Below are 23,347 nucleotides of genomic sequence, written 5' to 3'. Positions count from 1 at the left end.
TCTCGCCTCTTCGAGTGGTCATCGTGTCCCGACTTTTTTCTATCTTTGTCACATTTGTCGCCAGTTTTCTGTTCATTGGCTCAGTTCAAGCCGACGTCAAAGTCCTCACCAGCATAAAGCCGCTACAGCTGATTGCCGCTGCGGTGCAGGACGGCGTGGCGATCCCGGAAGTGCTGCTGCCACCGGGTGCTTCGCCGCATAACTATGCGTTGCGTCCGTCCGACGTGCGCAAGGTGCAATCGGTGGATCTGGTTTACTGGATCGGTCCGGCCATGGAAGGTTTCCTGCCTCGCGTACTGAACGGTCGAACCCTGCCGAGCGTCGCCGTGCAGGATTTGCCGGGGCTAAAACTGCGCCACTTCGGCGAAGACAGCCATTCCCACGCGGAAGAAGCCGACGAGCATGACCACGATCATCGCCCAGGCAGCCTGGACGCGCATTTGTGGTTGTCGCCGGTAAACGCTCGGGTGATTGCCACAAAAATGGCTGCTGACTTGAGTGCAGCCGATCCGGCCAACGCCATGCGTTATCAGAGCAACCTCAAGGCGTTCGATGAGCGTCTGGATGCAATGGATCTTCGCTTGAAAGCGCGTCTGGCCGGCATCGCAGGCAAACCGTACTTCGTATTCCACGAGGCCTTCGACTACTTTGAAAACGCCTACGGCCTCAAGCACACTGGCGTATTCAGCGTCGCCGCCGAAGTCCAGCCGGGCGCCCAGCACGTCGCGGCGATGCGCACGCGGTTGCAGGAAGTCGGCAAGACCTGTGTGTTCAGTGAGCCGCCCCTGCGTCCACGCCTGGCGGAAACCCTGGTGGCCGGCCTGCCGGTGAAATTGGCGGAACTGGATGCGTTGGGTGGGTACACGCCGGCGACTGCGCAGGGGTATGAGCAGGTGCTGGAGAAGTTGGGGAATGATTTGGCGGGGTGTCTGGAGTCGTTGTAACGGCGGGATCTGCGACGCCCCAATTCGCGGGCAAGCCTCGCTCCTACGGAATTTGCGCCGTTCGCAGATAATGTGAACGACACAAACCCTGTAGGAGCGAGGCTTGCTCGCGAAGCTTTCAAAGGGCGAAAGGTAGCGGTGTGCTGACCTTTTGCCGCTGCGCCAACCGCTGCTGGAATTCCATCGGATCGTGAATCAACACATCCTGCCCGGCAAACGACTCCGCGGCAATCAACCGTGACAACCAGAACCGCACACACGCCACGCGCAGCATGGTCGGCCACAACTCGGCCTCGGCTGCCGTAAATGGCCGCAACGCCGCATAAGCGCCCAACACCGCCCGCGCCCGAGGCCCATCGATCAGTCCGTTGTCGTCCGAACACCAGTCATTCAAGGCAATGGCCACGTCGTAGAGCATCGGCCCCGAGCACGCGTTGTAGAAATCAATCAACCCGGTCAGGTGCGTGCCTTCGAACATCGCGTTATCGCGGAACAGATCCGCGTGGATGTTGGCCCGTGGCAACGCCAGAATTTTCGTCTTCTGCTGAGTGATTTCGTCCAGCGCCCGTTGCAACAAATCACTCTGCTCGGCATTCAGGTGGGACAGCAACTGCGTGCCCTCCTCCAGCATCCAGTCCAGGCCACGATCGGTTTTGCGCTTGATCATGTTGGCCTGCGTCGCCAGGTGCAGATGGCCTAGCAACTCGCCGACTTGAGCACAATGCTGCGCGTTGGCGTCCTTGATGTGCTTGCCGGCCAGGCGTGGTTGCAACAGCGCAGGCTTGCCGGCCAGTTCGCGCAAGGCAACGCCGTCGGTAGTGCGCAACGCGTAAGGCACTGGCAGATCAGCCTCGTGCAGCACATCAAGCAGTTCGATGAAGAACGGCATCTCCTGAACCGGACCGCGCTCGACCAGGGTCAGGACAAATTCGCCCTGCTCCAGGCTGATGAAGAAATTGGTGTTTTCACTACCGGCGGCAATTCCCTGGAAATCAAGCAGGCGGCCGAGCCCGTATGGGGCGAGAAAGGTTTCCAGCTCGGGCCGAGCCAGCGGGGTGAACACAGACATGTTTAAACTGCCAGTACGGGCGCCGCTGCTTGAGCCAGCGCCGATTGAAATTAAGAAACTACTTCCACTCAAAAATTTTCCACGACGGAATCAGCATATCCGGCTGATCCGAGCGGATGAAGTTTGCATCTGTACCGTCCGCACGCACCAGGAAATACGGCGGTGCGCCCTTCGGCGTGACCTTGATCGCGTACAGGAAACCGTTTTGGCGGTACTCCTGGATCGTTTTGTCCCCTTCCGTGCGGATCGTGACTTCCGGCTCCGGTGTCGGCGCATCGTCCGCCGCCATGACGGCCAGGGGAACGGTTGCAAACAAGCCAGCCAGCAACAGGCGATTTAGTGTGCGCATGATAACCTTGTCCCTTTGTCGTCAACGGTCCCGCTATTCTAGCGCCGGACCCGCCGAAAAGGTTGATCCTGCTCATGAGCCAAGCCCCCCTCGTCCTGGTGGACGGTTCTTCTTACCTGTACCGCGCCTTTCACGCCCTGCCGCCGCTGACCACTTCCAAAGGTCTGCCGACCGGTGCGGTCAAAGGCGTGCTGAACATGCTCAAGAGTCTGCGCAAGCAGTACCCGGACAGTCCGTTCGCCGTGGTGTTCGACGCCAAGGGTGGGACTTTTCGCGATGACATGTACGCCGAATACAAGGCCAACCGTCCGAGCATGCCGGATGACATGCGCGTACAGATCGAGCCACTGCACCAGAGCGTGATCGCCCTGGGCTTCCCGTTGTTGTGCGTCGAAGGCGTCGAGGCCGATGACGTGATCGGCACCCTGGCCCGCAGCAGCGCCGCGGCCGACCGTCCGGTGGTGATCTCCACCGGCGACAAGGACATGGCGCAACTGGTCGACGGCCACATTACCTTGGTCAACACCATGACCGGTAGCGCGCTGGACGTGGAGGGCGTGAAGGAGAAATTCGGCGTCGCTCCCGAGCAGATCATCGATTATCTGGCACTGATGGGCGATTCTTCCGACAACATTCCGGGCGTTCCGGGCATTGGTCCGAAAACCGCTTCCGGCCTGCTGGTGGGCGTGAACGGCGGCCTGACCGAGCTGTACGCACAGCTCGACATCGTCCCGACCCTGCCGATTCGCGGCGCCAAGACCCTGCCGGCCAAGCTCGAAGAGCACAAGGAGATGGCGTTCCTCTCCTATCAACTGGCAACCATCAAGATCGACGTGCCGCTGGACATCGGGCTCGACGACCTGCAAATGGGCCGGCCGGATCACGACAAACTCGCTGAGCTCTACACCCTGCTCGAATTCAAGAGCTGGTTTGAAGATAACCAGCGTGATGCCAAGCGTTCCGGCCAGGAAGTCAGCACCCCGGTGGTTGAAGAAGCCGCTGTCGAGACCGTGCTCAAGTACACCACGATCCTCACCCAGGCCGATTTCGACCTGTGGCTGAAGAAACTCAACGACGCCAAGCTGATCGCCTTTGATACTGAAACCACCGGCATCGATGCGCAGCAGGCGCAACTGGTCGGCCTGTCGTTTGCTGTACAGGCCAACGAAGCGGCCTACATCCCGCTGACCCATTCCTACATGGGTGTGCCGGATCAGCTTGATCGCGACACCGTGCTGCGCGCGTTGAAACCGATTCTGGAAGACCCGAACAAACTCAAGGTCGGCCAGCACGCCAAGTTCGACATGAACATCCTGGCCAACTGCGCCATCGGTGGCGACCAAAACTGCGGCATCACCGTGCAAGGCATCGCGTTCGACACGATGCTCGAATCCTACGTGCTGGATTCCACCGCGACCCGCCATGACATGGACAGCCTGGCGCTCAAGTACCTGAACCACACCACTACGAGTTTCCAGGACATCGCCGGCAAGGGCGCCAAGCAGCTGACGTTTGACCAGATCTCGCTGGAACTGGCCGGGCCTTACGCCGCCGAAGACGCCGACGTGACGCTGCGCCTGCATCAAACTTTGCAGGAAAAGCTCAATGCCATTCCGAGCCTGAGCAAAGTCCTGAGCGAAATCGAAATGCCGTTGGTGCCGGTGCTCGCCCGCATCGAACGCCAGGGCGCGCTGGTCGATGCCAATCTGTTGGGCATTCAAAGCGTTGAACTGGGCGACAAAATGGTCGCGCTGGAGCGTGAGGCATTCGCCATCGCCGGTGAAGAATTCAACCTCGGCTCGCCGAAGCAATTGGGCGTGATCCTGTACGAAAAACTCGGCTTGCCGATCCTCAGCAAAACCGCCAAGGGCCAGGCGTCCACCGCCGAAGCGGTACTGGCGGAACTGGCCGAGCAGGACTACCCGCTGCCCAAAGTGCTGATGCAGTACCGGTCGATGAGCAAACTGAAAAGCACATACACCGATCGCCTGCCGGAGCAGATCAACCCGCGCACCGGGCGGATTCACACGTCCTATCATCAGGCTGTCGCGGCGACCGGGCGTTTGTCGTCCAGCGATCCAAACTTGCAGAACATTCCGATCCGCACGGCCGAAGGGCGGCGGATTCGTCAGGCGTTCGTCGCGCCAAAAGGCTACAAGTTGCTGGCGGCGGACTATTCGCAAATCGAACTGCGGATCATGGCGCACCTGGCCAAGGACGAAGGTTTGCTGCACGCGTTCCGCAATGACCTGGACGTGCATAAAGCCACCGCCGCCGAAGTGTTCGGCGTGGAACTGGCCGAGGTCACCACCGATCAGCGTCGCAGCGCCAAGGCGATCAACTTCGGTTTGATCTACGGCATGAGCGCGTTTGGCCTGGCCAAGCAGATCGGCGTTGATCGCAAGCAATCCCAGGCGTACATCGACCGTTATTTCGCCCGCTACCCGGGTGTTCTGGCGTACATGGAACGCACCCGCACCCAGGCGGCCGAGCAAGGTTTTGTCGAAACGATCTTCGGCCGACGCCTGTACCTGCCGGAAATCAACGCGAAGAACCCGGCCCTGCGCAAAGGGGCCGAACGCACGGCGATCAACGCCCCGATGCAGGGCACGGCGGCGGACATCATCAAGAAAGCCATGGTGGCTGTGGATAACTGGCTGACCTCATCGGGCCTCGACGCCAAAGTCATCCTGCAGGTGCACGATGAATTGGTGCTTGAGGTGCGTGAAGATCTGGTCGACCAGGTTCGCGATGAAATTCGCGTGCACATGAGCGACGCCGTGAAGCTGGATGTTCCGTTGCTGGTCGAGGTTGGCGTAGGCAATAACTGGGATGAGGCTCACTGAGCCGTCTGAAAAGGCGTTTTCTGCTGCGGCATAGTGCCGCGGCAGAAGGGTGAAGGGCCCTTATTTCGGAAAGAAATCACACTTATTACAAATGGTTTCTGAAGCTCCGGAACTAAACCTGTGAACTGCCACTCAGAGTTACTGAATGGCTGGTGAAGCCCTTCGAAGCTCCTATGTTGTGTTAAGTGTTGGCAGATATCTGGATCCCGCCCTAGCGGTCCGGAACTTGAACCCCGGAACTTCCCCCTCCCCATAAGAAGTCCGGGGTTTTTTTTGCCTGCGATTTATTGCGGGGCAACCTCGGAGCCTTTGTCCGCCAGTTCCATCCAGCCTGCCAATACAGTGTAGGCGTCTTCCAGGCCCATGCGTTTTGGCGCCGAGAACAACTGGATGCTGATCGCATCGCCCCACCCTTTGCGGATGTCTGTCTGAACCTTGAGCAGAACGTTTTTCGCCGCGCCGTAGGTCAGCTTGTCGGCTTTGGTCAGCAAAATGTGCATCGGCATGCCGCTGGCGACGGCCCAGTCGAGCATCAACAGGTCGAAGTCGGTCATTGGATGACGGATGTCCATCATCAGAATCAGGCCTTTCAAACTTTCGCGACCACCCAGATAAGCTTCCAGGTGACGCTGCCAGTGCAGCTTCAACGGGATAGGCACTTTCGCGTAACCGTAACCCGGGAGGTCGACCAGACGACGATCATCGTCTAGCTTGAAGAAGTTCAAGAGCTGCGTGCGACCCGGAGTTTTCGAGGTCCGCGCCAGGCTGGCGTGCGTCAGGGTGTTCAGCGCACTGGATTTGCCGGCGTTGGAACGCCCGGCGAAGGCCACTTCAAAGCCTTCGTCATCGGGACATTGGTCGACTTTGGCAGCGCTGAGCATGAAGGTGGACTGTTGGCACAGGCCGAGGATGGGGTTCTTGAGTTGCATGGGATTTCCGATGTGGGCGGCGCCGGGAATGGACGCGGCGAGCAGTGTCGTTTCCGTTTCAGTGACGCCAGTATATAATGCCGCAGATTTTGTGTGCGCTTTGTCCCAGCGTAGGATGAAGTTCACGAGAGCGATAGACCTTGATTGCGCATTAGAACGCAGAACGCTCTCAACCCTGAAAAGGTCGTTTTATGACGAAATGGCTGCTAGCTGCCGGTGTCTTGATGCCGCTTTACAGCGCTCAGGCTACACAGGATCCGGAAGCTGTGTACAACCGTGTTTGTGGTGCCTGTCATTCCGGCCAACTACCCATGGCGCCCAAAAAGGGCGATCAGGAAGCTTGGACGCCGAGGTTGGCGAAAGGTATGGAGACGCTGGTGCAACACGTGACCCAGGGTTTCAAGGCGATGCCGCCGCGTGGTTTGTGCATGGACTGCAGTGCCGAGGATTACCATGCCATCATCCAGTGGATGAGCGAGTGATCCCGGTCCATAACTCTTTAACCCTTAGCCGTAGTTGGATTAGCTGATGAACAAATTGATCGTGAGTCTGCTGTTGACCGTGGGGATCTCCGGCGTAGCCCATGCTGCAGGTGATGCGACTGCTGGTCAGGCGAAAGCCGCAGTATGTGGCGCCTGTCATGGCCCGGATGGCAACAGCATGGCGCCTAACTTTCCGAAACTGGCAGGCCAGGGCGAGCGTTATCTGAACAAGCAGCTGCACGACATCAAGTCCGGCAAACGCACCGTTCTGGAAATGACCGGCCTGCTGACCAACCTGAGCGATCAGGACCTGGCTGATATCTCCGCCTACTTCGCCAGCCAGAAAGGCAGCGTTGGCGCCGCCGACCCGAAAGTCGTGTCTCGCGGTGAAGCCTTGTTCCGCGGCGGCGACCTGGCCAAGGGCCTGCCAGCCTGCACCGGCTGCCACTCTCCAGATGGCAAGGGCAACGCAGCTGCCGGCTTCCCGCATCTGGGTGGCCAGCACGCTCAATACGTTGCCAAGCAATTGACCGACTTCCGCAAGGAAGAAGGCGGTCGTGCCAACGATGGCGATACCAAGCCGATGCAGAGTATTGCCAAAAAACTCAGCGACGAAGATATCGCGGCAGTGTCCAGCTACATTCAAGGCCTGCATTAAGACCGGCGAATCGGGCGTCGTGCGGGACGTACATCTCCTGCAACGTTAACGCTCTATTAATCCGTCGCAGCAAGTATAAAAAGGGTGGCTCAGGCCGCCCTTTTTTGTGGCCGCTGCCGTTACACTACAGAACTCAAGCCCGCCAGGACCTGTCTGAAAACAGGTCGCGCGAGGCGACCAAAATTGTCCAGGAGTAAAGCATGCGTAATCTGATCATCAGCGCCGCACTCGTCGCTGCCAGCCTGTTCGGCGTGACTGCCCAAGCCGCCGAAGCACCCGCCGCCCCTTATGTCGAACTGACCAATCCGGTCCCGGTCGCCGTGCCTGGCAAGATCGAAGTCGTGGAGCTGTTCTGGTATGGCTGCCCGCACTGCTACTCGTTCGAGCCGGTGATCAATCCCTGGGTTGAAAAATTACCTTCCGATGTGAACTTCGTGCGCATTCCTGCCATGTTCGGCGGCCCATGGGACGCACACGGCCAAATGTTCCTGACCCTTGAAGCCATGGGCGTTGAGCACAAGGTTCACACGGCGGTTTTCGAAGCTATCCAGAAAGAACACAAAAAACTGACCACTCCAGAAGAGATGGCAGAATTCCTTACCACCCAGGGCGTCGACAAAGACAAGTTCCTGGCCACCTTCAACTCCTTCGCCATCAAAGGCAAAGTCGCACAGGCCAAAGAGCTTGCGAAGAAGTATGAAATCTCCGGCGTACCGACCTTGATCGTCAACGGCAAGTATCGCTTTGACGTGGGCTCTGCCGGCGGCGCCCAACAAGCACTGCAACTGGCCGACAAACTGGTCGACCAAGAGCGAGCGGCTAACAAGGCTGCTGCCAACTAAGCGCGGGGCCCGCCATGCGCCGCTGGGGAACTGAACGCGTCGTTGGCCTGCATGATCCGCAGGTCAACGAGCATCACTTGGAATCGACGGGCTTGCCCGCAGACAGCCGTCTGCGCTTGCTCAGTTTCAATATCCAGGTCGGTATCAGTACCGAGCGCTATCGGCACTACCTGACCCGGGGCTGGCAGCATCTGTTGCCGCACACCGGGCGCGCCGACAACCTGCAAAAGATCGGCAATCTGTTGGGCGACTTCGATCTGGTTGCCTTACAGGAAGCCGATGGCGGCAGCCTGCGATCAGGCTACGTCAATCAGGTGGAACACCTGGCGCAACTCGGCGCCTTTCCCTACTGGTATCAACAACTCAATCGCAATCTCGGTCGTCTCGGCCAGCACAGCAATGGCGTGCTCAGCCGCCTGCGTCCGTGGGCGATTGAAGATCATCCGCTGCCGGGGCCAAAGGGCCGCGGGGCGATTCTGGTGCGTTTCGGCGAAGGTCCGGAGGCGCTGGTGGTCGTCATGATGCACCTGGCGCTGGGCGCTCGGGCCCGCAGCATGCAACTGGCTTACATCCGCGAGTTGATCGGCGGCTATAAACACCAGGTGCTGATGGGCGACATGAATACCCACGCCAGTGACTTGCTGCAAAACTCCCCGTTGCGTGACCTCGGCCTGCTCGCGCCGCAACTGGAAGCGACGTTCCCTAGCTGGCGCCCACAGCGCTGTCTGGACCATATTCTGCTCAGCCCCACCCTGACCCTTGAAAAGTTCGAGGTACTGGCACAACCGATTTCAGATCACCTGCCCGTCGCGGTAGAGATTCGTCTGCCGGGTTCGCTCACGGCCGATGCATTCCCCGCGTTGAGTCCTGCCCCTTCGCGGATCCCATGAATGAGCGACGAAACACAGCGCTGGAAAGAGAAATACCTTAAAAGCATCGAACAACAGGAAAAGCTCGAACGCCGATGGGATGCCCGGCTCGACCTGCTGCGTCGTGGGCTGGTGCGCAGCACCCTGGCCGCAGAAGGCACCGATCGCGCCGTTGACCAGTGCATGAAGGAAATGCGCGAAGTCGTGCGCACCGATGACATGGACGCCGGCCTGGCCGCCCTGCTTCCTCGTCTGGAAAAAGCCGTACTCGATTCCGAGCAACGCCGGGAAACCCGGGTCAATCAGACCAGCGCCGCACTGACTGCGCTGGTGACTCAGCTGCAAACACTGCCACTGCCCCGCGAAGTCAGCCGTCCACTGAAGAACTTTGCCAAACAACTGGACAGCCGAGTCAGCCAGGCACGTGAGATTCCGCTGCTACTCAGCGAATTGAGTGGCCTGCAAGGCAAAGCCTTACGCCAACTGGATACCCCGGCAGAACCTGATCGCCCCGGTTTTCTGCAGCGACTGTTTGGTAATCGGGAAGCGGATGAGGCCGCGCCGCAGATCGCCGCTCCTGCGGTGCAAACGGCTATCGCGCAGACTGTCGAACCGATTGCCGCACCGCTTGCCGAGACCCCGCCGGTACCAGCTGATCTCGCACCCACGATCGAGCAGCCGCCAGTCGTACAGCCAACGGTAATCGACGTCCAACCTGCCGCTGCAATCCCTGAATCACTGGAAATACACGCAACGGAACCTGCTCCGGAAGTGGTGGCGTTTGTCCCGCCCGTGCTTCAGCCAGAGACTGCATCTGCGCAACCTGTAGAGCCACCGACACAGCCGAATATCGAACAACTGGCAGAACCAGCGCTTCCGGACATTACGCCAGCCGAGCAAGTGCCACAGGCAGTCAACCCGGATGAACTGACCCCGGTGACCATTGAGGCGGAGCATCTCGCGCCCGTGGATAGTCTCTACGCCCTGCCCGACTCACCCGAGCCGTCCTACAGTTCTGTCGCCAAGCACATCGAAGACACGCTCCTGGGCCTGCTCGACGACCTGACGTTGCCCGAACGCCACCGACCGCAAGCCGAAGCGATGCGTGATCGCCTGCAAAACGGGTTGAACTGGTACGAACTGATCCCGATCCTCGATGATCTGGCGACTTTGATGCTGGCGATCACCGACAGCGGTCAACACGAATTCGAAGCTTACCTGCAGCAACTCAACGAACGTCTCGAATCGTTCCAGAGCAACTTGCAAGCAGCCAGCGACGGCCATGCCGACAACCGCTCTGCTGCGCGCGAGATGGATACGCAGATCCGCGAGCAAGTCGATGGCCTCCAGAGCAGCATGCAGGAAGCGGCGGACCTGGACGACCTCAAGCACGTCCTGGAGAACCACCTCGAAGGCCTGCTCGGCACCATGGATCAACACCAGAAGCAGCGCGACGAGCGCGAGCAGGAAGTTGCGGCTCGGTTGCAAAGCCTGGCCGAACGCGTGGCGCACATGGAACAGGAAGCGCTGGGATACCGCGAACACCTTGAAGAACAACGGCAGAAAGCCCTGATCGATCCCCTCACCAGCCTGCCCAATCGAGCGGCCTGGAGTGAACGGCTGGAACACGAAGTCCGCCAATGGCAGCAACACGGCAACACCCTGTTGCTGGCGATGCTCGACCTCGACCACTTCAAACGCATCAACGATAACTACGGTCACCTGGCAGGTGACAAAGTGCTGAAAATCATTGCCAGCGTGCTGCGCAAACGCCTGCGCGGGACGGATTTCATTGCGCGGTTCGGCGGCGAGGAATTTGTCCTGTTGATGCCCGCCACACCATTGGCAAGCGGCGCCAAATTGCTGGAATCCTTGCGTGCCTCCATCGAAGCATGCCCTTTCCACTTCAAGGGTGAGCGAGTGACCATCACCATTTCCATGGGTGTGACGGCATTTAAAGCCGGCGAACATAGCGATTGGGTGCTGAAAAGAGCCGATCAGGCGCTGTACCGTGCGAAAAATGCCGGTCGCAATCGAGTTGAGGCTGGCTGACAGCCAATTGTTCCATTTCATTTAAAACAGCGCTTTTGCCTTCTGCGCGCAAGTCAGTACGTTACACTGTTGCATTACTGTCTTGCGTGTATTGCCTCCTGCCATGAAATGTCTTGCTCTCATTGTGTCGCTGCTCCTGTTGACCGGTTGTGCCAGCGGTCCACGGATCGATACCAGCCACCCTTCAGCCAATCACGACAGTCGTATTCAGTTCGTGGTGGTGCATTACACCTCCGCCTCCCTCGAGCGCTCGCTGCAGTTGCTGACCCACGGCGAGGTCAGCAGTCACTACCTGATCGGTGACGACAAAGGCGCCACCATCTATAAGCTGATGGATGAAAATCTTCGGTCCTGGCACGCAGGCGAAAGCGAATGGCAAGGCCGGACCTGGCTGAACTCCAGCTCCATCGGCATCGAGATCGTCAATCCTGGCTTCAAAGACACGCCGACGGGCCGCCTTTGGTATCCCTACAGCGAAGATCAGGTTCAGTCGCTGATCTTTCTGCTCAAGGACATCAGCAAGCGTTACAACATCAACCCTCGTTCCATCATTGGCCATAGCGATATTGCGCCGTTGCGCAAGCTCGATCCCGGCCCGTTGTTTCCCTGGAAGCGCCTGGCTGACGAAGGCATAGGCGTCTGGCCAAACGAGCAGGCCGTCGCACGCCAGCAAGCCCAGTTCGCAACAGAACTGCCGAGCATCAGCTGGTATCAGGGACAGCTAGCCCGACTGGGTTATGCCACGCCACAAACGGGCGAGCTTGATGTTGCCACGCGCCATGTACTGGCGGCCTTTCAAATGCATTTCCGTCCCACCCGATTCGATGGCACCCCTGACGCTCAGACGGCGGCGCTCCTGCAAGTTTTGAATCAGACAAAATAATGACGCCCGCCCGACGGTAAGGGCTTTTTCTCAATCAGCAGCTATAACTCATTGGTAATTCTTCGGATATCCATAATGGCTGTAGCTCGAGAGACGCTCCGTAGTTGGTTCTATCGCCCTTGGTTTTTGGCGATGCTCGCTGCTGCCTTGAGCGCCACGCTATTGATGGCCGCCAGCCTGTTTCTGGCGATGCATCAAGTCGAGCAAAGGGAAAGCCAGGAAATGAATGCCCAGGGCGAGCGCTTTCTCGCCCGTCTGGAGCAGATGTTCGGACAGCTGCGCGAAAGCCTCGACGATCTGGAAGCCCAACCCCTGCGTGGCTGCGATGATGAAATGATCGCAACCTTGCAACAGGTCAGCTTCAATTACCGATTCGTTTATGAAGCTGCCTACATGGATGCCTCTCGGATTTGCTCGAATCGCCCTCGCCAGGAAGGGCTGTCGCTGAGTCGACCACCGGACATCAAGGGCCCCACCTACAGCTACTGGCTGAACACCACCACCGAACCCGATGAAAACCGTGCTGCGCTGATGCTGGGACGCGGCAACTTTCGGGTCGCAACCTCTCGCGGCCATTTGACCGACATGGTCGATCTGTCCCCGGGCAGTAGCCTGCTGGTGGTGCTCTCCCATGGCACTCGTGCGATTCCTGTCCTCGGTGCTGCACAGGTCTGGCCACCCACGGAGTTCTGGCCCCTGGAAAGCCGAGATGCGCTGCAGGTGACACAAACCCGCTTGATTTACCGCATGCCCACCAACAATCCCGAGTACCAATTAGTGCTGATCAACCCACGCACGAACATGCATGTGCCGGCCGTGTGGTGGTGGCTGCTGCCGGCCAGTCTGGCGCTGGGTGTCCTGGTCGGTTTCATGGTGTTTCTGCTGGTGCGCCAGCGTCAGTCACTGGACGCGGAACTGAACGGCGCCATTCGACGTGGCGAACTACAGGTGTTGTATCAGCCGATCTTCGATCTCGACAGCCGCAACTGTGTCGGAGCCGAAGCCTTGCTGCGCTGGCGAAGGCCGGATGGCACGCTGACCAGCCCTGACCTGTTTATCCCGATGGCGGAAAACACCGGCCAGATCCGCCAGATGACAGACTTCGTATTGCAGCGACTTCTCGAACAACTGGGGCAACTGCTACGCGCCAATCCGCAGTTGTACATCTCCGTCAACCTTGCAGCTTGCGACGTCATGGTGCCGCGTATCGGCCAGGTGATGGCACGCCTGCTGACCTTGCACCGGGTCGCGGCAAAGCAGATTGCCTTTGAGGTGACTGAGCGGGGCTTGATCGATGTGGTGGTGGCCAGGGAAAACCTGCAAGCCTTGCGCGATGTCGGGCATCAGGTGCTGATCGATGATTTCGGCACGGGCTATTGCAGCCTCGCCTACCTGCAAACCCTGCCGGTGGACTGCCTGAAAATCGACAAGGCGTTTATTGATGCGCTGGGCCATGATGCCGCCAGCAGCGGCGTGGCACCGCACATCATTCACATGGCCCACGCCCTGCAACTCAGGGTGATTGCGGAGGGCATAGAACATGAAGCCCAAGCGGTGTTTCTGAGCAGCGAAGGGGTCAAGTATGGTCAGGGTTGGCTGTTCGCCCATGCACTGAGCGCCGTGCAGTTCATCGAACTGATTACCCGTGGTCGCCGACTGAGCAATCGACGCCTGGATGATGAAGCCTGAGCAGACTGCTGCGGTCTACACCGCCAGCGCCATGTAGAACTGCGTGCCCTGCCCCGGCCGCGAATAAACGCCCATCCGCCCGCCATGCAACTGCACGATTTCCTTGCACAACGCCAAACCAAGCCCGGCACCGCCCTTTTTGCGGCCGACCTGGACGAAGGGTTCGAAGATCCGCCCCTGCTGACCGTAGGCAATGCCCTCACCGTTGTCCTCCACGCTGATAATCACTCGCTCACCATGGCGCCGCGCCTGCAAACGTATCAGTCCATCCTGGGGGGTATGACGCAAAGCGTTATCGATCAGGTTATCGAGCACCCGATCCAATTGCGCCTGGTCGGCCTGCAATCTGGGTAATGGCCCCTGCACTTCCACCAGCAGCGCGATACCCTGCTGCGCCGCAGACCCGGCAAAGCGTGCCTGAGCCTGCGCCAGTAACTCTTCGATGGAACAAGGCGCCAGCGTGAGTTTCTGCAACCCGTTTTGGTAGCGCGAGAAATTCAGCAGGTCGTTGATCAACTGCATCAAACGCTGCATTTCTTCATTCACGGTGTCCAGCAAATCGGCTTCGCGGGAGTCTTCAGGAAATTTCGCCCGTTCGCGGAACAGACCGAAAGCCATGTGCATGCCGGTCACCGGGGTGCGCAACTCATGGGAGGCGCGCAAGACAAACTCGCTGCGCACCCGTTCGAATGCACGTTGTTCTGTGACGTCATGCAGCACCATCACGGCGCCAAGAATGTGGCCCTGCGTATGGCTGACCGGGGTCAAGCTGTAGGTCAGCAACCTCGACTCGCCGTCGACCTCAACGCTCAGGTCTTCTGGCGCCCGCTCCAGAGTCCCGCCGCGCAGCACCAGCTGCAGCTGCTCATCCAGTTCGGGACGATCGAGCGCTGTGCCCAGCCCTTGACCGAGTCGATCGGTTTCCCAACCCAGCTGACGCTGGGCCACGGGGTTGAGGTGTTCCAGATGGCCTTCGCGGTCGATCATCAACAACCCATCGTCGATGCTGTCGAGTACCGCTTGCAAACGCTGCTGACCGGCGAGCAGCTCGTCGATGTTCATCGCCTGATGCTCACGCAGCGCCTGCGCCATGAGGCCGAAGCGCTTGGTCAACTGGTTCATTTCCTCGGCGGAGGAAACCGGCAGGGTCACTTCGAAATTACCTTGGCCGATGTTGTCAGCGGCCTGGACCAACGCTTCGATCGGAGCGCCAAACCGGCGGGCGATTCCATGAGCGGTCACGAACCCGATGATCAGCACCGCCAGCCCCACCAACCCGAGCAGCCCGGCAACCAGCAAAGCGCGTTCCCGGGCCTGGCGCTCGGTGTTGTTGATGTTATCCAGTGCGCGCTTTTGTTCAGTAAGCAGACCGCTGCGAAGGGTGTTGAATTTTTCCGTCAACGCCTCGCTACCGCCCAATACAGGCTTCGGCACTTTTGTCTGATCGTAGGCTTGAAGAAAGTCGAGGTAGTCAGCCTTGGCCTGTTTGAAACCGTAGCCGCCGTTGCCGGATTGCTGAAGGGTGATGCCTTCTTCAAGCAACTCGAGGTAGTTTTTCCTGGCGGTCTCGAACGCTGCGGGATCGGGCTTTTCGTTGATCATGATCATGAGCTGATCGCCCAAGGTCTGACGCAATTTCAACCCCAGGTCCAGCGTGACAAAGTTGTTGCGAACCAACACTTCCTGGGTGCCGGCCATCTGCATCACGCTGACCAGCCCGAGCAAGAGCCCGAGCAGCGCCACGGTGATCAGTGCCGAAATACTCAGAAACAGCCGAGTACGCAGCTTCATCGCCAGTTTCATTGCAGGCTCACAGGTTGTACTGCTTGCGTTTGCGGTAGAGGGTCGAGGCATCAATGCCGAGTGTCTTGGCCGCCTGATCCAGCGTATCCGCGGTGGCGAGGACGGCACCGATGTGGGCTTTCTCCAACTCATCCAGGCTCAACGCCGCGCCAATACGCGGTGCATTGTGGGTCGGGGTCTCGGCCATGCCCAGGTGACTGATCTCGACCCGTTCCTGAGGACAGATAATGCTCGCCCGCTCCACCACGTTGCGCAATTCGCGAATGTTGCCGGGCCAGCGGTAACCCAGCAACGCTTCGCGAGCCTCGTCGCTGAAGCCCCGTGCCGGACGCGCATACTCCTTGACGAAGCGAGCCAGGAAACGGTCGGCCAGGTTCAGAATGTCTTCCCGGCGCTCGCGCAGTGGCGGCAAGTGCAAGGTGATGACGTTCAGACGGTAGAGCAGGTCTTCACGGAAACGACCGTCGCGCACCATGTCTTCGAGGTTCAGGTTGGTCGCCGCGAGGATGCGCACATCGGCGCGGCGGGTCACCGGATCACCCACTCGCTCGTATTCCTTGTCCTGGATGAAACGCAGCAACTTGGGTTGCAACGTCAATGGAAAATCGCCGATCTCGTCGAGAAACAAGGTACCGCCGTCCGCCTGATTGACACGTCCCAAGGTGCTTTCGCTGGCACCGGTGAATGCGCCTCGGCTATGGCCGAAGAGTTCACTTTCCATTAATTCAGCGGTCAGGGATGGACAGTTGATGGTGACGCAGGATTTCTTCTGGCGTTTGCTCCAACCGTGAATGGCTTGGGACAGCTCACCTTTACCGGTACCGGATTCGCCGAGAATCAGAATGTTGGCGTCAGTGCTGGAGACCTGGCGTGCGGTTTCCAGTACCACTTTCATGGCAGGGCTATGGGAATCCAGACCGTCCTTGGGTTTACGCACTTCGCCTTCAAGGGCTTCCAGCCGCGCCGATAGCTGCCGAACTTCCAGCTGTTTGGCGGTGGCCAGACGCAACTGGTCGGGGCTGCAAGGTTTGACGAGGTAGTCGGCGGCACCGGCCTGGATCGCATCCACGGCGGTGTCGACAGCCGAGTGAGCGGTGACGATCACCACCCGCATCCAGGGTGCCTGAATGCGCATCTGGGCCAGCACATCCAGGCCATTGTCTTCACCCAGGCGCAGATCGAGGAAGCACAGATCGAACACCTGACGTTGCAGCAACGCATCGGCCTGCGCTGCACTGTTCGCGGTGGCGACGCTATAGCCTTCATCTTCGAGGCAATAACGGAAGGTTCGCAGAATGGCGGACTCGTCATCCACCAGCAGAATGCGGCCTTGATGCTCAGTGGCTGATTCCATGTTCCTGCGCTCCTTTGATGAATGATCTTGGTTAGTCCCGGAAAAATCGGGCAAGTTGCATGGTTGATTCTGATCCATTCCAGCCATGGCAGGGTAGCTCTCTACTCACCCATTAGCTAATGGGCTGATTTTTATGGTTTTTTACAAAAAAAACCGCTGTTAAGACGAATACCCACGTCCCTTTCTGACATCCGCGCCCTCCTCTCAATTCAAAAATAATCCAAGTTGCCGGAAATCGATCGTGCAATACGCACGACCCTGCGCGGCCCATCGTGCAGGATGCGTCCACCCTAATTTTCAGGATTAAACTAACTTATTGATTTAAAACTATTTTTTCATAATAAAAAGCTGGCATGCAGGCTGCAATAGTCTGGGTAATCAGGGCCACTTGTATCCGACGCCCACTAACAAGATCACCACCAGAGTGGGAGGAGTTTCAGGATGAATCGCCAACGTGTCGCCCCATTGCGCATCTCGCCTTTGAATCTTCAACAAGGCCTGTTTGGCGTTCTGGCGCTGCTGATCACGCTGATCGCAGGCCAGCAGTTCCTGCTTTGGCAACAGAGCCAGCAACCAGAGGTTCCGCACGTGTCGATTCAACATCCAACCCAGACCCATTTCAGCGCCGTCAGCAGCAGCCAGGCTGACCTCGCCCCGATGCGAATGATGGACGTCGATCAGGCTCAGCCTGCGGATGATATGCCTCGTCAGGAACGTTGGGTGTTCTGAGCAAACGAACTTGGCGCGCTCGATGCGCCGGGAAAAGCACCACTAGCAACATCTCTAATATAGAAGCGTAAGGAGAATCACCATGTTGAGCTGGGCAATCACATTCTTGATCATTGCCATCATTGCCGCAGTACTGGGCTTCGGTGGTATCGCGGGCACCGCCACGGGTATCGCCAAGATTCTCTTTGTCGTGTTCCTGGTGATGTTCATTGCTTCCTTCTTCTTTGGCCGTCGCGGTCGAGGCTGAATATGAGCGTTTTGTTAAAGACACTGGCAGCCGCCCTGCTTCTGGGCGGTAGTGCCATGGCGATGGCGGCCAATGACGGCCAGACGCGGGCCAGCGAATTGTTGAATTCGGACCCGCAGTACCGTGAAACGTGGACTAAAGTCGTTAAAAAGGAAGAACGACTGCCGGAATGGGTGATGAACCTGTCTGGCGATGCCGAGCAAATGAATGCTGTTGAAGAGGATGACGACAAGTACCTGGTCGGGCCGCTTTGCGAAACGCAACCGACGTGCCTGAACAAGCGCTTGATCGTGGCTTTCAGCTTCGACAAAAAGGACGCCTACGCCATGCTGGTCGAAGTACCTGCAGGATTGCCGGCCGACAAGTCGCCAACGCGACATGCCGACTACCGCTTCCTCGGGAAACCGGACCCAGGCATGCAGGATCTGTTGATGGAACAACTCAAGAAAGATCCGAACTGGTACTGAGTTTGAAACACGAAAGGAGCAGCATCGCTTCTTTCCAGTGCGCTACCCGAGGAAGGTAGACGCATGACCAAGGGGTCGGGACGTTCTGACTGTTTCAGGGTCGGAGTGACCTACGGGCACATGGAGTGTCTGCGCAAGGGCCGGGTCAGGTAATAAAGCTGCGACGCAAGTTCGCCAGCCCATAGCGGCTCGACGGACTTGCGAAGAGCTTCAACGTGCAAAGCGTTGATTTAGAGCACTGCGCTCATTCCCCTCTGCTGCATATCCCCCGCCAAACCGTTTCGCGGTGTTTCTTCACGACCGTATATCGAGAAACCTCCGACTTTCGGCAGAAGAGTTTTCGCTGCCAAACGTAGGTTTTTTCCGAAATTTCGTCATGAATTCAACTGTTTAAAAAACAACCAAGCACCTCTGAAATGGCCGGTTCACGGCACTTATGCCTGCCGAAATGTCGTATTCGAACCGGTTGGGACGCGAGTTTCAATTAAAAAAGCTCATGCCGATTCGGCATAGGGTAGGCGTTTACGGCATTAGACGTCGCTTCCTTGCATCGGAATAGTTGCGCCTTTTTTCGCCTGCAGAGAGCCGTAATAAAGCGCTCAGGGGCACCTTATACGGGGGCAGATGCACAGACTTTTTCGCCACGAGCGTTCCAGTTCTTGCATTCGCCTGAGTCAAACGCAAGTAAGGGTAAAGATATGAAGAAGGCAAAGCTCAGCCTCGCCTGGCAGATCCTCATCGGTCTGGTTCTGGGGATAGCAATCGGTGCGCTGCTCAACCATTTCAGTGCCGAAAAAGCCTGGTGGATCAGCAACGTCCTGCAACCGGCAGGCGATATCTTTATCCGTCTGATCAAGATGATCGTGATCCCGATCGTCATCTCCTCGTTGATCGTCGGCATCGCAGGCGTAGGCGACGCGAAGAAACTCGGGCGTATCGGCCTCAAGACCATCATTTACTTCGAGATCGTCACCACCATCGCCATCGTGGTCGGTCTGGTGCTGGCCAACGTGTTCCATCCGGGCACCGGCATCGACATGAGCACCCTGGGTACCGTGGATATTTCCAAGTACCAGGCGACGGCGGCCGAGGTTCAGCATGAACACGCGTTCATCGAAACCATCCTCAACCTGATCCCGTCGAACATCTTCGCGGCCATGGCCCGCGGCGAAATGCTGCCGATCATCTTCTTCTCCGTGTTGTTCGGCCTCGGCCTGTCGAGCCTGCAATCGGACCTGCGCGAGCCGCTGGTGAAGATGTTCCAGGGCGTATCCGAGAGCATGTTCAAAGTCACCCACATGATCATGAACTACGCCCCGATCGGCGTGTTCGCACTGATCGCGGTGACCGTGGCCAACTTCGGCTTCGCCTCTCTGGTGCCACTGGCCAAACTGGTGATCCTGGTTTACGTCGCCATCGCCTTCTTCGCCTTTGTGGTGCTGGGCCTGATTGCTCGCCTGTTCGGCTTCTCGGTGATCAAGCTGATGCGCATCTTCAAGGATGAGCTGGTCCTGGCCTACTCCACCGCCAGTTCCGAAACCGTGCTGCCGCGCGTGATCGAGAAGATGGAAGCCTACGGCGCGCCGAAAGCCATTTGCAGCTTCGTGGTGCCGACCGGTTACTCGTTCAACCTCGACGGCTCGACCCTGTACCAGAGCATCGCGGCGATCTTCATTGCCCAGCTGTACGGCATCGACCTGTCGATCAGCCAGCAATTACTGCTGGTGCTGACCCTGATGGTCACCTCCAAAGGCATCGCCGGCGTACCGGGCGTGTCCTTTGTGGTGCTGCTGGCCACCTTGGGCAGCGTGGGTATTCCGCTCGAAGGCCTGGCGTTCATCGCCGGTGTCGACCGCATCATGGACATGGCGCGTACCGCTTTGAACGTGATCGGCAATGCCCTGGCCGTACTGGTCATCTCCCGTTGGGAAGGCATGTACGACGACGCCAAGGGCCAACGCTACTGGAACTCGCTGCCGCACTGGCGCAGCAAGGAAAAGCTGCCGGCGGGCGAGATTTCCAGCAACTGACACAAACCTCTGTAGTAGCCGGCTTGCTGGCGATGAACGATAACGCGGTTTGCCAGATACACCGCGGTGTGGCAATCGCCAGCAAGCCGGCTCCTACAGATGCGTGGCGTATATATGAACCCCGGAGAAATCCGGGGTTTGTCGTTTCTGCACACCCCGCTATCATTCGCGGCATTCTTCGGGGGGATTTGACTGATGCTCAATGGCCTGTGGCTTGGCTTTTTCATCGTGGCTGCCGTTTCGGCGCTGGCGCAATGGCTGATCGGCGGTAACGCCGGGATCTTCGCGGCGATGGTGGAAAGCATTTTCGCCATGGCCAAGTTGTCGGTCGAAGTCATGGTCCTGCTGTTCGGCACCCTGACCCTCTGGCTGGGCTTTCTGCGAATTGCCGAGAAAGCCGGGATCGTCGAATGGCTGGCCAAGGCGCTGGGCCCGCTGTTTCTGCGGCTGATGCCCGAAGTCCCGGCAGGTCACCCGGCCATCGGCCTGATCACACTCAACTTTGCCGCCAACGGCCTGGGCCTGGACAACGCCGCCACGCCGATTGGCCTTAAAGCCATGAAGTCGCTGCAAGAGCTCAACCCCAGCGACACCATCGCCAGCAACGCGCAGATCCTGTTCCTGGTCCTCAACGCCTCCTCCCTGACCCTGCTGCCGGTGACGATCTTCATGTACCGCGCCCAGCAAGGTGCGCCTGATCCGACGCTGGTGTTTCTGCCCATCCTCCTAGCAACAAGCTGCTCGACAGTAGTGGGCCTGCTGTCGGTGGCGTTCATGCAACGTCTGCGGCTGTGGGACCCCGTGGTGCTCGCGTATCTGATTCCCGGTGCCCTGGCCCTCGGTGGCTTCATGGCGCTGCTGGCGACGCTCTCGGCGACCGCTCTGGCCGGCTTGTCATCGATCCTCGGCAACCTGACGCTGTTCGGGTTGATCATGCTGTTTCTGGTCATCGGCGCCTTGCGCAAAGTGAAGGTCTACGAAGCGTTCGTCGAAGGCGCCAAGGAAGGCTTCGACGTGGCCAAGAACCTGCTGCCATATCTGGTGGCGATGCTTTGCGCCGTCGGCGTACTGCGCGCGTCCGGGGCACTGGATTTTGGTCTGGACGGGATTCGGCACCTGGTGGAGTGGGCCGGTTGGGACACGCGCTTCGTCGACGCACTGCCGACGGCGATGGTCAAACCATTCTCCGGCAGCGCCGCGCGGGCGATGCTGATCGAGACCATGAAGACGTCTGGCGTGGACAGTTTCCCGGCGCTGGTGGCGGCGACGATCCAGGGCAGTACGGAAACGACGTTCTATGTGCTGGCGGTGTACTTCGGCGCGGTGGGCATCCAGCGGGCGCGGCATGCGGTGGGGTGTGCGTTGCTGGCGGAGCTTGCCGGCGTTCTCGGCGCGATCGGCGTTTGCTACTGGTTCTTCGGTTAACGCAAAACCCTGTGGGAGCGGGCTTGCTCGCGAATGCGGTGTGTCATTCAACATTGATGTCGACTGATACACCGCATTCGCGAGCAAGCCCGCTCCCACAGGGGATCTGCATAAGCCTCAAGGGCGAGGTGGCGGCGCACCTTTCTGGCCTTGCTCTACCGCCCAACTCACCACCTGCGCCGTCAACTGATCGCTCGCCTGGCCAAACCCGGCCACCACCGCCGGCACTTTCACATCGCTCAATGGCTGACGCACTTCAAAGCGGCGGCTGGCGAGGATGCTCTGGTCATACCCGCGCACCAGCAAGGCATCCAGCCGCACGACCACGCTGGCAGCGGTGCCTTGGTACTCCGTCTGAAAGGCTTGCAGACTTCCGCCCAATTCCAGATCCGCCTGAAAGTTGCTGTCATCCGTGCTCAGCAACGGCACCCGGCCGTCCCGCTGGAAACCATCCAGCAGTCGATTACGCAGCAACACCGGCGCCGGATCGCTCCAGCGCGAGGCGGCGTAGCTGCTGATCAGATCACCCTGCGGGATCACGGCGATTTTCGGGCTGTTCAACGCTTCGCTGGCCTGCGGCTTGGTCAGGCGCAGCGACCAGTGTTGCGGCGCTCCGTGACTGGCCGAAACGCTGCTCTGGGCCGACGGCAAGCGATAGACATCGGACGGCTCGGACTTGGGCAAAATCGAGCAGGAGCTGACCAACGTGAAGCTGGCGAGGAGGGCGAGGGTCGCAAGCTTCATGGTGTGAACTCCTTGTTCTTGTCATTGCCCAGCAAGTAACCGCTGGGGTTGGCTTCCAGGCGTTGGGAGATGGTCCGCAACGACGTCAGGGTGTCGCGCAGTTCACGCACAGCGGGGGCCAGGCCGTTGAGGCCTTGCATGCCGCTGTTCAGAGAGTCCTGATTGGTCGTGAGCAATTTATTGATGGTGGCGCTGCTTTGTTCCAGCGATTTCATCGCCTGCTCGGCGCTACCGAACATCTGCTTGCCCTGATCATTGAGCAGGCCGTTGGCGTTGCGCATCAGCGCCGATGTCTGCTCCAGCATGACGCCAGCCTGCTTGCCGACGGACGCCAGTTGCTGCATCGCCTGACGAATATCACCGCGCTGGTCGGCGATGGTGCCGGTGGTTTGTTCCAGATGTTCCAGCGTCTTGCTGATGCGCTCGACGTTCTCCGTGGAAAACATCAGGTTGGCGTTATGCATCAGCGTGTTAACACCGGCCATCAAGTCACCGCTGTCATTCAACAAGCGAGCGATAGGCGAGGGCGAAGCGATAATCACCGGCAGATAACCGTCCTTGCCCTTGAGCGTCGGACTTTGCGGAGTACCACCACTGAGCTGGATGATCGAGGTGCCGGTAATCCCGGTCAGCGCCAGGATGGCCCGGGTGTCTTCCTTGATCGGTGTATCGCCGCCCAGACGAATTCGCGCCAGCACCCGGCGCGGGTCTTTCGGGTCCAGGCGCAACGTCACCACGTCGCCGACCTTGATCCCGCTGTACTGCACGGCGCTGCCCTTGGACAAGCCACTGACCGCCTCGTTAAAGACGACTTCGTAATCCTTGAACTCGGTGTCGACGCTGGACTTGGCCAGCCACAGACCGAAGAGCAGGGCGCCCGCCACCACAATCACGGTGAACAGGCCGATCAATACATGATGGGCTCGGGTTTCCATG

21 protein-coding genes are annotated in these 23,347 nt (G+C 58.9%); 14 read left to right on the top strand and 7 right to left on the bottom strand.

Annotated features, from left to right (window positions below; genetic code table 11):
- The first annotated feature begins 23 nt into the window (after positions 1 to 23).
- Complete coding sequence (locus tag ACA051_RS00310) at positions 24 to 944, top strand: zinc ABC transporter substrate-binding protein (protein ID WP_497306757.1); 921 nt, start codon at positions 24 to 26, stop codon at positions 942 to 944.
- A gap of 118 nt (positions 945 to 1,062) precedes the next feature.
- On the opposite strand, the gene ACA051_RS00305 is transcribed toward ACA051_RS00310, so the two are convergent.
- Positions 1,063 to 2,013, bottom strand: a complete 951-nt coding sequence (locus tag ACA051_RS00305) for a homoserine kinase (RefSeq protein ID WP_497373042.1) — start codon at positions 2,011 to 2,013, stop codon at positions 1,063 to 1,065.
- 58 nt (positions 2,014 to 2,071) lie between these two features.
- Positions 2,072 to 2,362: a DUF2782 domain-containing protein gene (locus tag ACA051_RS00300; protein ID WP_076029142.1), complete on the bottom strand. Its 291-nt coding sequence runs from the start codon at positions 2,360 to 2,362 to the stop codon at positions 2,072 to 2,074.
- 74 nt (positions 2,363 to 2,436) lie between these two features.
- Here ACA051_RS00300 and polA point away from each other — a divergent pair, with 74 nt between their 5' ends.
- Positions 2,437 to 5,208, top strand: coding sequence for a DNA polymerase I (gene polA / locus ACA051_RS00295; RefSeq protein WP_497306754.1), 2,772 nt, complete (start codon positions 2,437 to 2,439; stop codon positions 5,206 to 5,208).
- A gap of 284 nt (positions 5,209 to 5,492) precedes the next feature.
- Here polA and yihA read toward each other — a convergent pair whose 3' ends face one another.
- Positions 5,493 to 6,137 carry a ribosome biogenesis GTP-binding protein YihA/YsxC gene (yihA, locus tag ACA051_RS00290; protein ID WP_497306752.1) on the bottom strand — a complete coding sequence of 215 codons (645 nt, stop codon included), beginning with the start codon at positions 6,135 to 6,137 and terminating at the stop codon, positions 5,493 to 5,495.
- 191 nt (positions 6,138 to 6,328) lie between these two features.
- Between yihA and ACA051_RS00285 the strand changes: the two genes are divergently transcribed.
- The 7 genes from ACA051_RS00285 to ACA051_RS00255 all read left to right on the top strand — a co-directional run bounded on the left by ACA051_RS00285 (position 6,329) and on the right by ACA051_RS00255 (position 13,612).
- Positions 6,329 to 6,619 (top strand): c-type cytochrome, encoded by a 291-nt coding sequence (locus tag ACA051_RS00285; RefSeq protein ID WP_497306750.1) that lies wholly within the window; start codon positions 6,329 to 6,331, stop codon positions 6,617 to 6,619.
- A 46-nt stretch (positions 6,620 to 6,665) separates the two neighbouring features.
- The gene (locus tag ACA051_RS00280; RefSeq protein ID WP_461978199.1) at positions 6,666 to 7,277 is read left to right on the top strand and encodes a c-type cytochrome; all 612 of its coding nucleotides are present in this window, start codon (positions 6,666 to 6,668) and stop codon (positions 7,275 to 7,277) included.
- 200 nt (positions 7,278 to 7,477) lie between these two features.
- Entirely contained in the window at positions 7,478 to 8,119 is a 642-nt protein-coding gene (locus ACA051_RS00275) for a thiol:disulfide interchange protein DsbA/DsbL (RefSeq protein WP_497306748.1), read from the top strand.
- A 14-nt stretch (positions 8,120 to 8,133) separates the two neighbouring features.
- Complete coding sequence (locus tag ACA051_RS00270; RefSeq protein ID WP_497373040.1) at positions 8,134 to 9,009, top strand: endonuclease/exonuclease/phosphatase family protein; 876 nt, start codon at positions 8,134 to 8,136, stop codon at positions 9,007 to 9,009.
- A complete protein-coding gene (locus tag ACA051_RS00265; RefSeq protein WP_497306746.1) occupies positions 9,010 to 11,040 on the top strand; it encodes a diguanylate cyclase in 2,031 nt (676 codons plus the stop codon).
- Positions 11,041 to 11,143: 103 nt separating this feature from the next.
- Positions 11,144 to 11,923, top strand: coding sequence for an N-acetylmuramoyl-L-alanine amidase (locus ACA051_RS00260; protein WP_497306745.1), 780 nt, complete (start codon positions 11,144 to 11,146; stop codon positions 11,921 to 11,923).
- 75 nt (positions 11,924 to 11,998) lie between these two features.
- Positions 11,999 to 13,612: an EAL domain-containing protein gene (locus ACA051_RS00255; protein ID WP_497306744.1), complete on the top strand. Its 1,614-nt coding sequence runs from the start codon at positions 11,999 to 12,001 to the stop codon at positions 13,610 to 13,612.
- A gap of 15 nt (positions 13,613 to 13,627) precedes the next feature.
- On the opposite strand, the gene ACA051_RS00250 is transcribed toward ACA051_RS00255, so the two are convergent.
- Together ACA051_RS00250 and algB are read right to left on the bottom strand one after the other, a co-directional pair.
- Positions 13,628 to 15,415 carry an ATP-binding protein gene (locus ACA051_RS00250; RefSeq protein ID WP_497306743.1) on the bottom strand — a complete coding sequence of 596 codons (1,788 nt, stop codon included), beginning with the start codon at positions 15,413 to 15,415 and terminating at the stop codon, positions 13,628 to 13,630.
- Positions 15,416 to 15,422: 7 nt separating this feature from the next.
- Positions 15,423 to 16,769, bottom strand: coding sequence for a sigma-54-dependent response regulator transcription factor AlgB (gene algB, locus ACA051_RS00245; protein WP_497306742.1), 1,347 nt, complete (start codon positions 16,767 to 16,769; stop codon positions 15,423 to 15,425).
- 441 nt (positions 16,770 to 17,210) lie between these two features.
- Here algB and ACA051_RS00240 point away from each other — a divergent pair, with 441 nt between their 5' ends.
- The 5 genes from ACA051_RS00240 to ACA051_RS00220 all read left to right on the top strand — a co-directional run bounded on the left by ACA051_RS00240 (position 17,211) and on the right by ACA051_RS00220 (position 21,667).
- Positions 17,211 to 17,498: a hypothetical protein gene (locus tag ACA051_RS00240; protein WP_497373038.1), complete on the top strand. Its 288-nt coding sequence runs from the start codon at positions 17,211 to 17,213 to the stop codon at positions 17,496 to 17,498.
- A gap of 82 nt (positions 17,499 to 17,580) precedes the next feature.
- Entirely contained in the window at positions 17,581 to 17,745 is a 165-nt protein-coding gene (locus tag ACA051_RS00235) for a DUF1328 domain-containing protein (RefSeq protein WP_003177151.1), read from the top strand.
- 2 nt (positions 17,746 to 17,747) lie between these two features.
- Positions 17,748 to 18,212 (top strand): inhibitor of vertebrate lysozyme family protein, encoded by a 465-nt coding sequence (locus tag ACA051_RS00230; RefSeq protein WP_497306739.1) that lies wholly within the window; start codon positions 17,748 to 17,750, stop codon positions 18,210 to 18,212.
- A 698-nt stretch (positions 18,213 to 18,910) separates the two neighbouring features.
- Complete coding sequence (gene gltP / locus ACA051_RS00225; protein ID WP_219094745.1) at positions 18,911 to 20,242, top strand: glutamate/aspartate:proton symporter GltP; 1,332 nt, start codon at positions 18,911 to 18,913, stop codon at positions 20,240 to 20,242.
- Positions 20,243 to 20,437: 195 nt separating this feature from the next.
- Positions 20,438 to 21,667: a nucleoside recognition domain-containing protein gene (locus tag ACA051_RS00220; RefSeq protein ID WP_497306737.1), complete on the top strand. Its 1,230-nt coding sequence runs from the start codon at positions 20,438 to 20,440 to the stop codon at positions 21,665 to 21,667.
- A gap of 117 nt (positions 21,668 to 21,784) precedes the next feature.
- Here the strand turns inward: ACA051_RS00220 and ACA051_RS00215 are convergent, their stop codons facing one another.
- Positions 21,785 to 22,411, bottom strand: a complete 627-nt coding sequence (locus ACA051_RS00215; RefSeq protein WP_497373036.1) for an ABC-type transport auxiliary lipoprotein family protein — start codon at positions 22,409 to 22,411, stop codon at positions 21,785 to 21,787.
- Positions 22,408 to 23,346, bottom strand: a complete 939-nt coding sequence (locus tag ACA051_RS00210) for an MlaD family protein (protein ID WP_497373034.1) — start codon at positions 23,344 to 23,346, stop codon at positions 22,408 to 22,410. Before ACA051_RS00210 ends, ACA051_RS00215 begins: the two co-directional genes overlap by 4 nt.
- Position 23,347: the final 1 nt, after the last annotated feature.

The organism is Pseudomonas sp. LBUM1669, from assembly GCF_059695705.1.
This window is presented reverse-complemented; position numbering and strand designations above follow the sequence as displayed.

Coding starts and splice junctions, on each gene's coding strand:
- ACA051_RS00305 (WP_497373042.1), bottom strand. CDS start 2,013: ATGTCTGTGTTCACCCCGCTGGCTCGGCCCGAGCTGGAAACCTTTCTC.
- ACA051_RS00300 (WP_076029142.1), bottom strand. CDS start 2,362: ATGCGCACACTAAATCGCCTGTTGCTGGCTGGCTTGTTTGCAACCGTT.
- polA (WP_497306754.1), top strand. CDS start 2,437: ATGAGCCAAGCCCCCCTCGTCCTGGTGGACGGTTCTTCTTACCTGTAC.
- yihA (WP_497306752.1), bottom strand. CDS start 6,137: ATGCAACTCAAGAACCCCATCCTCGGCCTGTGCCAACAGTCCACCTTC.
- ACA051_RS00285 (WP_497306750.1), top strand. CDS start 6,329: ATGACGAAATGGCTGCTAGCTGCCGGTGTCTTGATGCCGCTTTACAGC.
- ACA051_RS00280 (WP_461978199.1), top strand. CDS start 6,666: ATGAACAAATTGATCGTGAGTCTGCTGTTGACCGTGGGGATCTCCGGC.
- ACA051_RS00275 (WP_497306748.1), top strand. CDS start 7,478: ATGCGTAATCTGATCATCAGCGCCGCACTCGTCGCTGCCAGCCTGTTC.
- ACA051_RS00270 (WP_497373040.1), top strand. CDS start 8,134: ATGCGCCGCTGGGGAACTGAACGCGTCGTTGGCCTGCATGATCCGCAG.
- ACA051_RS00265 (WP_497306746.1), top strand. CDS start 9,010: ATGAGCGACGAAACACAGCGCTGGAAAGAGAAATACCTTAAAAGCATC.
- ACA051_RS00260 (WP_497306745.1), top strand. CDS start 11,144: ATGAAATGTCTTGCTCTCATTGTGTCGCTGCTCCTGTTGACCGGTTGT.
- ACA051_RS00255 (WP_497306744.1), top strand. CDS start 11,999: ATGGCTGTAGCTCGAGAGACGCTCCGTAGTTGGTTCTATCGCCCTTGG.
- ACA051_RS00250 (WP_497306743.1), bottom strand. CDS start 15,415: ATGAAACTGGCGATGAAGCTGCGTACTCGGCTGTTTCTGAGTATTTCG.
- algB (WP_497306742.1), bottom strand. CDS start 16,769: ATGGAATCAGCCACTGAGCATCAAGGCCGCATTCTGCTGGTGGATGAC.
- ACA051_RS00240 (WP_497373038.1), top strand. CDS start 17,211: ATGAATCGCCAACGTGTCGCCCCATTGCGCATCTCGCCTTTGAATCTT.
- ACA051_RS00235 (WP_003177151.1), top strand. CDS start 17,581: ATGTTGAGCTGGGCAATCACATTCTTGATCATTGCCATCATTGCCGCA.
- ACA051_RS00230 (WP_497306739.1), top strand. CDS start 17,748: ATGAGCGTTTTGTTAAAGACACTGGCAGCCGCCCTGCTTCTGGGCGGT.
- gltP (WP_219094745.1), top strand. CDS start 18,911: ATGAAGAAGGCAAAGCTCAGCCTCGCCTGGCAGATCCTCATCGGTCTG.
- ACA051_RS00220 (WP_497306737.1), top strand. CDS start 20,438: ATGCTCAATGGCCTGTGGCTTGGCTTTTTCATCGTGGCTGCCGTTTCG.
- ACA051_RS00215 (WP_497373036.1), bottom strand. CDS start 22,411: ATGAAGCTTGCGACCCTCGCCCTCCTCGCCAGCTTCACGTTGGTCAGC.
- ACA051_RS00210 (WP_497373034.1), bottom strand. CDS start 23,346: ATGGAAACCCGAGCCCATCATGTATTGATCGGCCTGTTCACCGTGATT.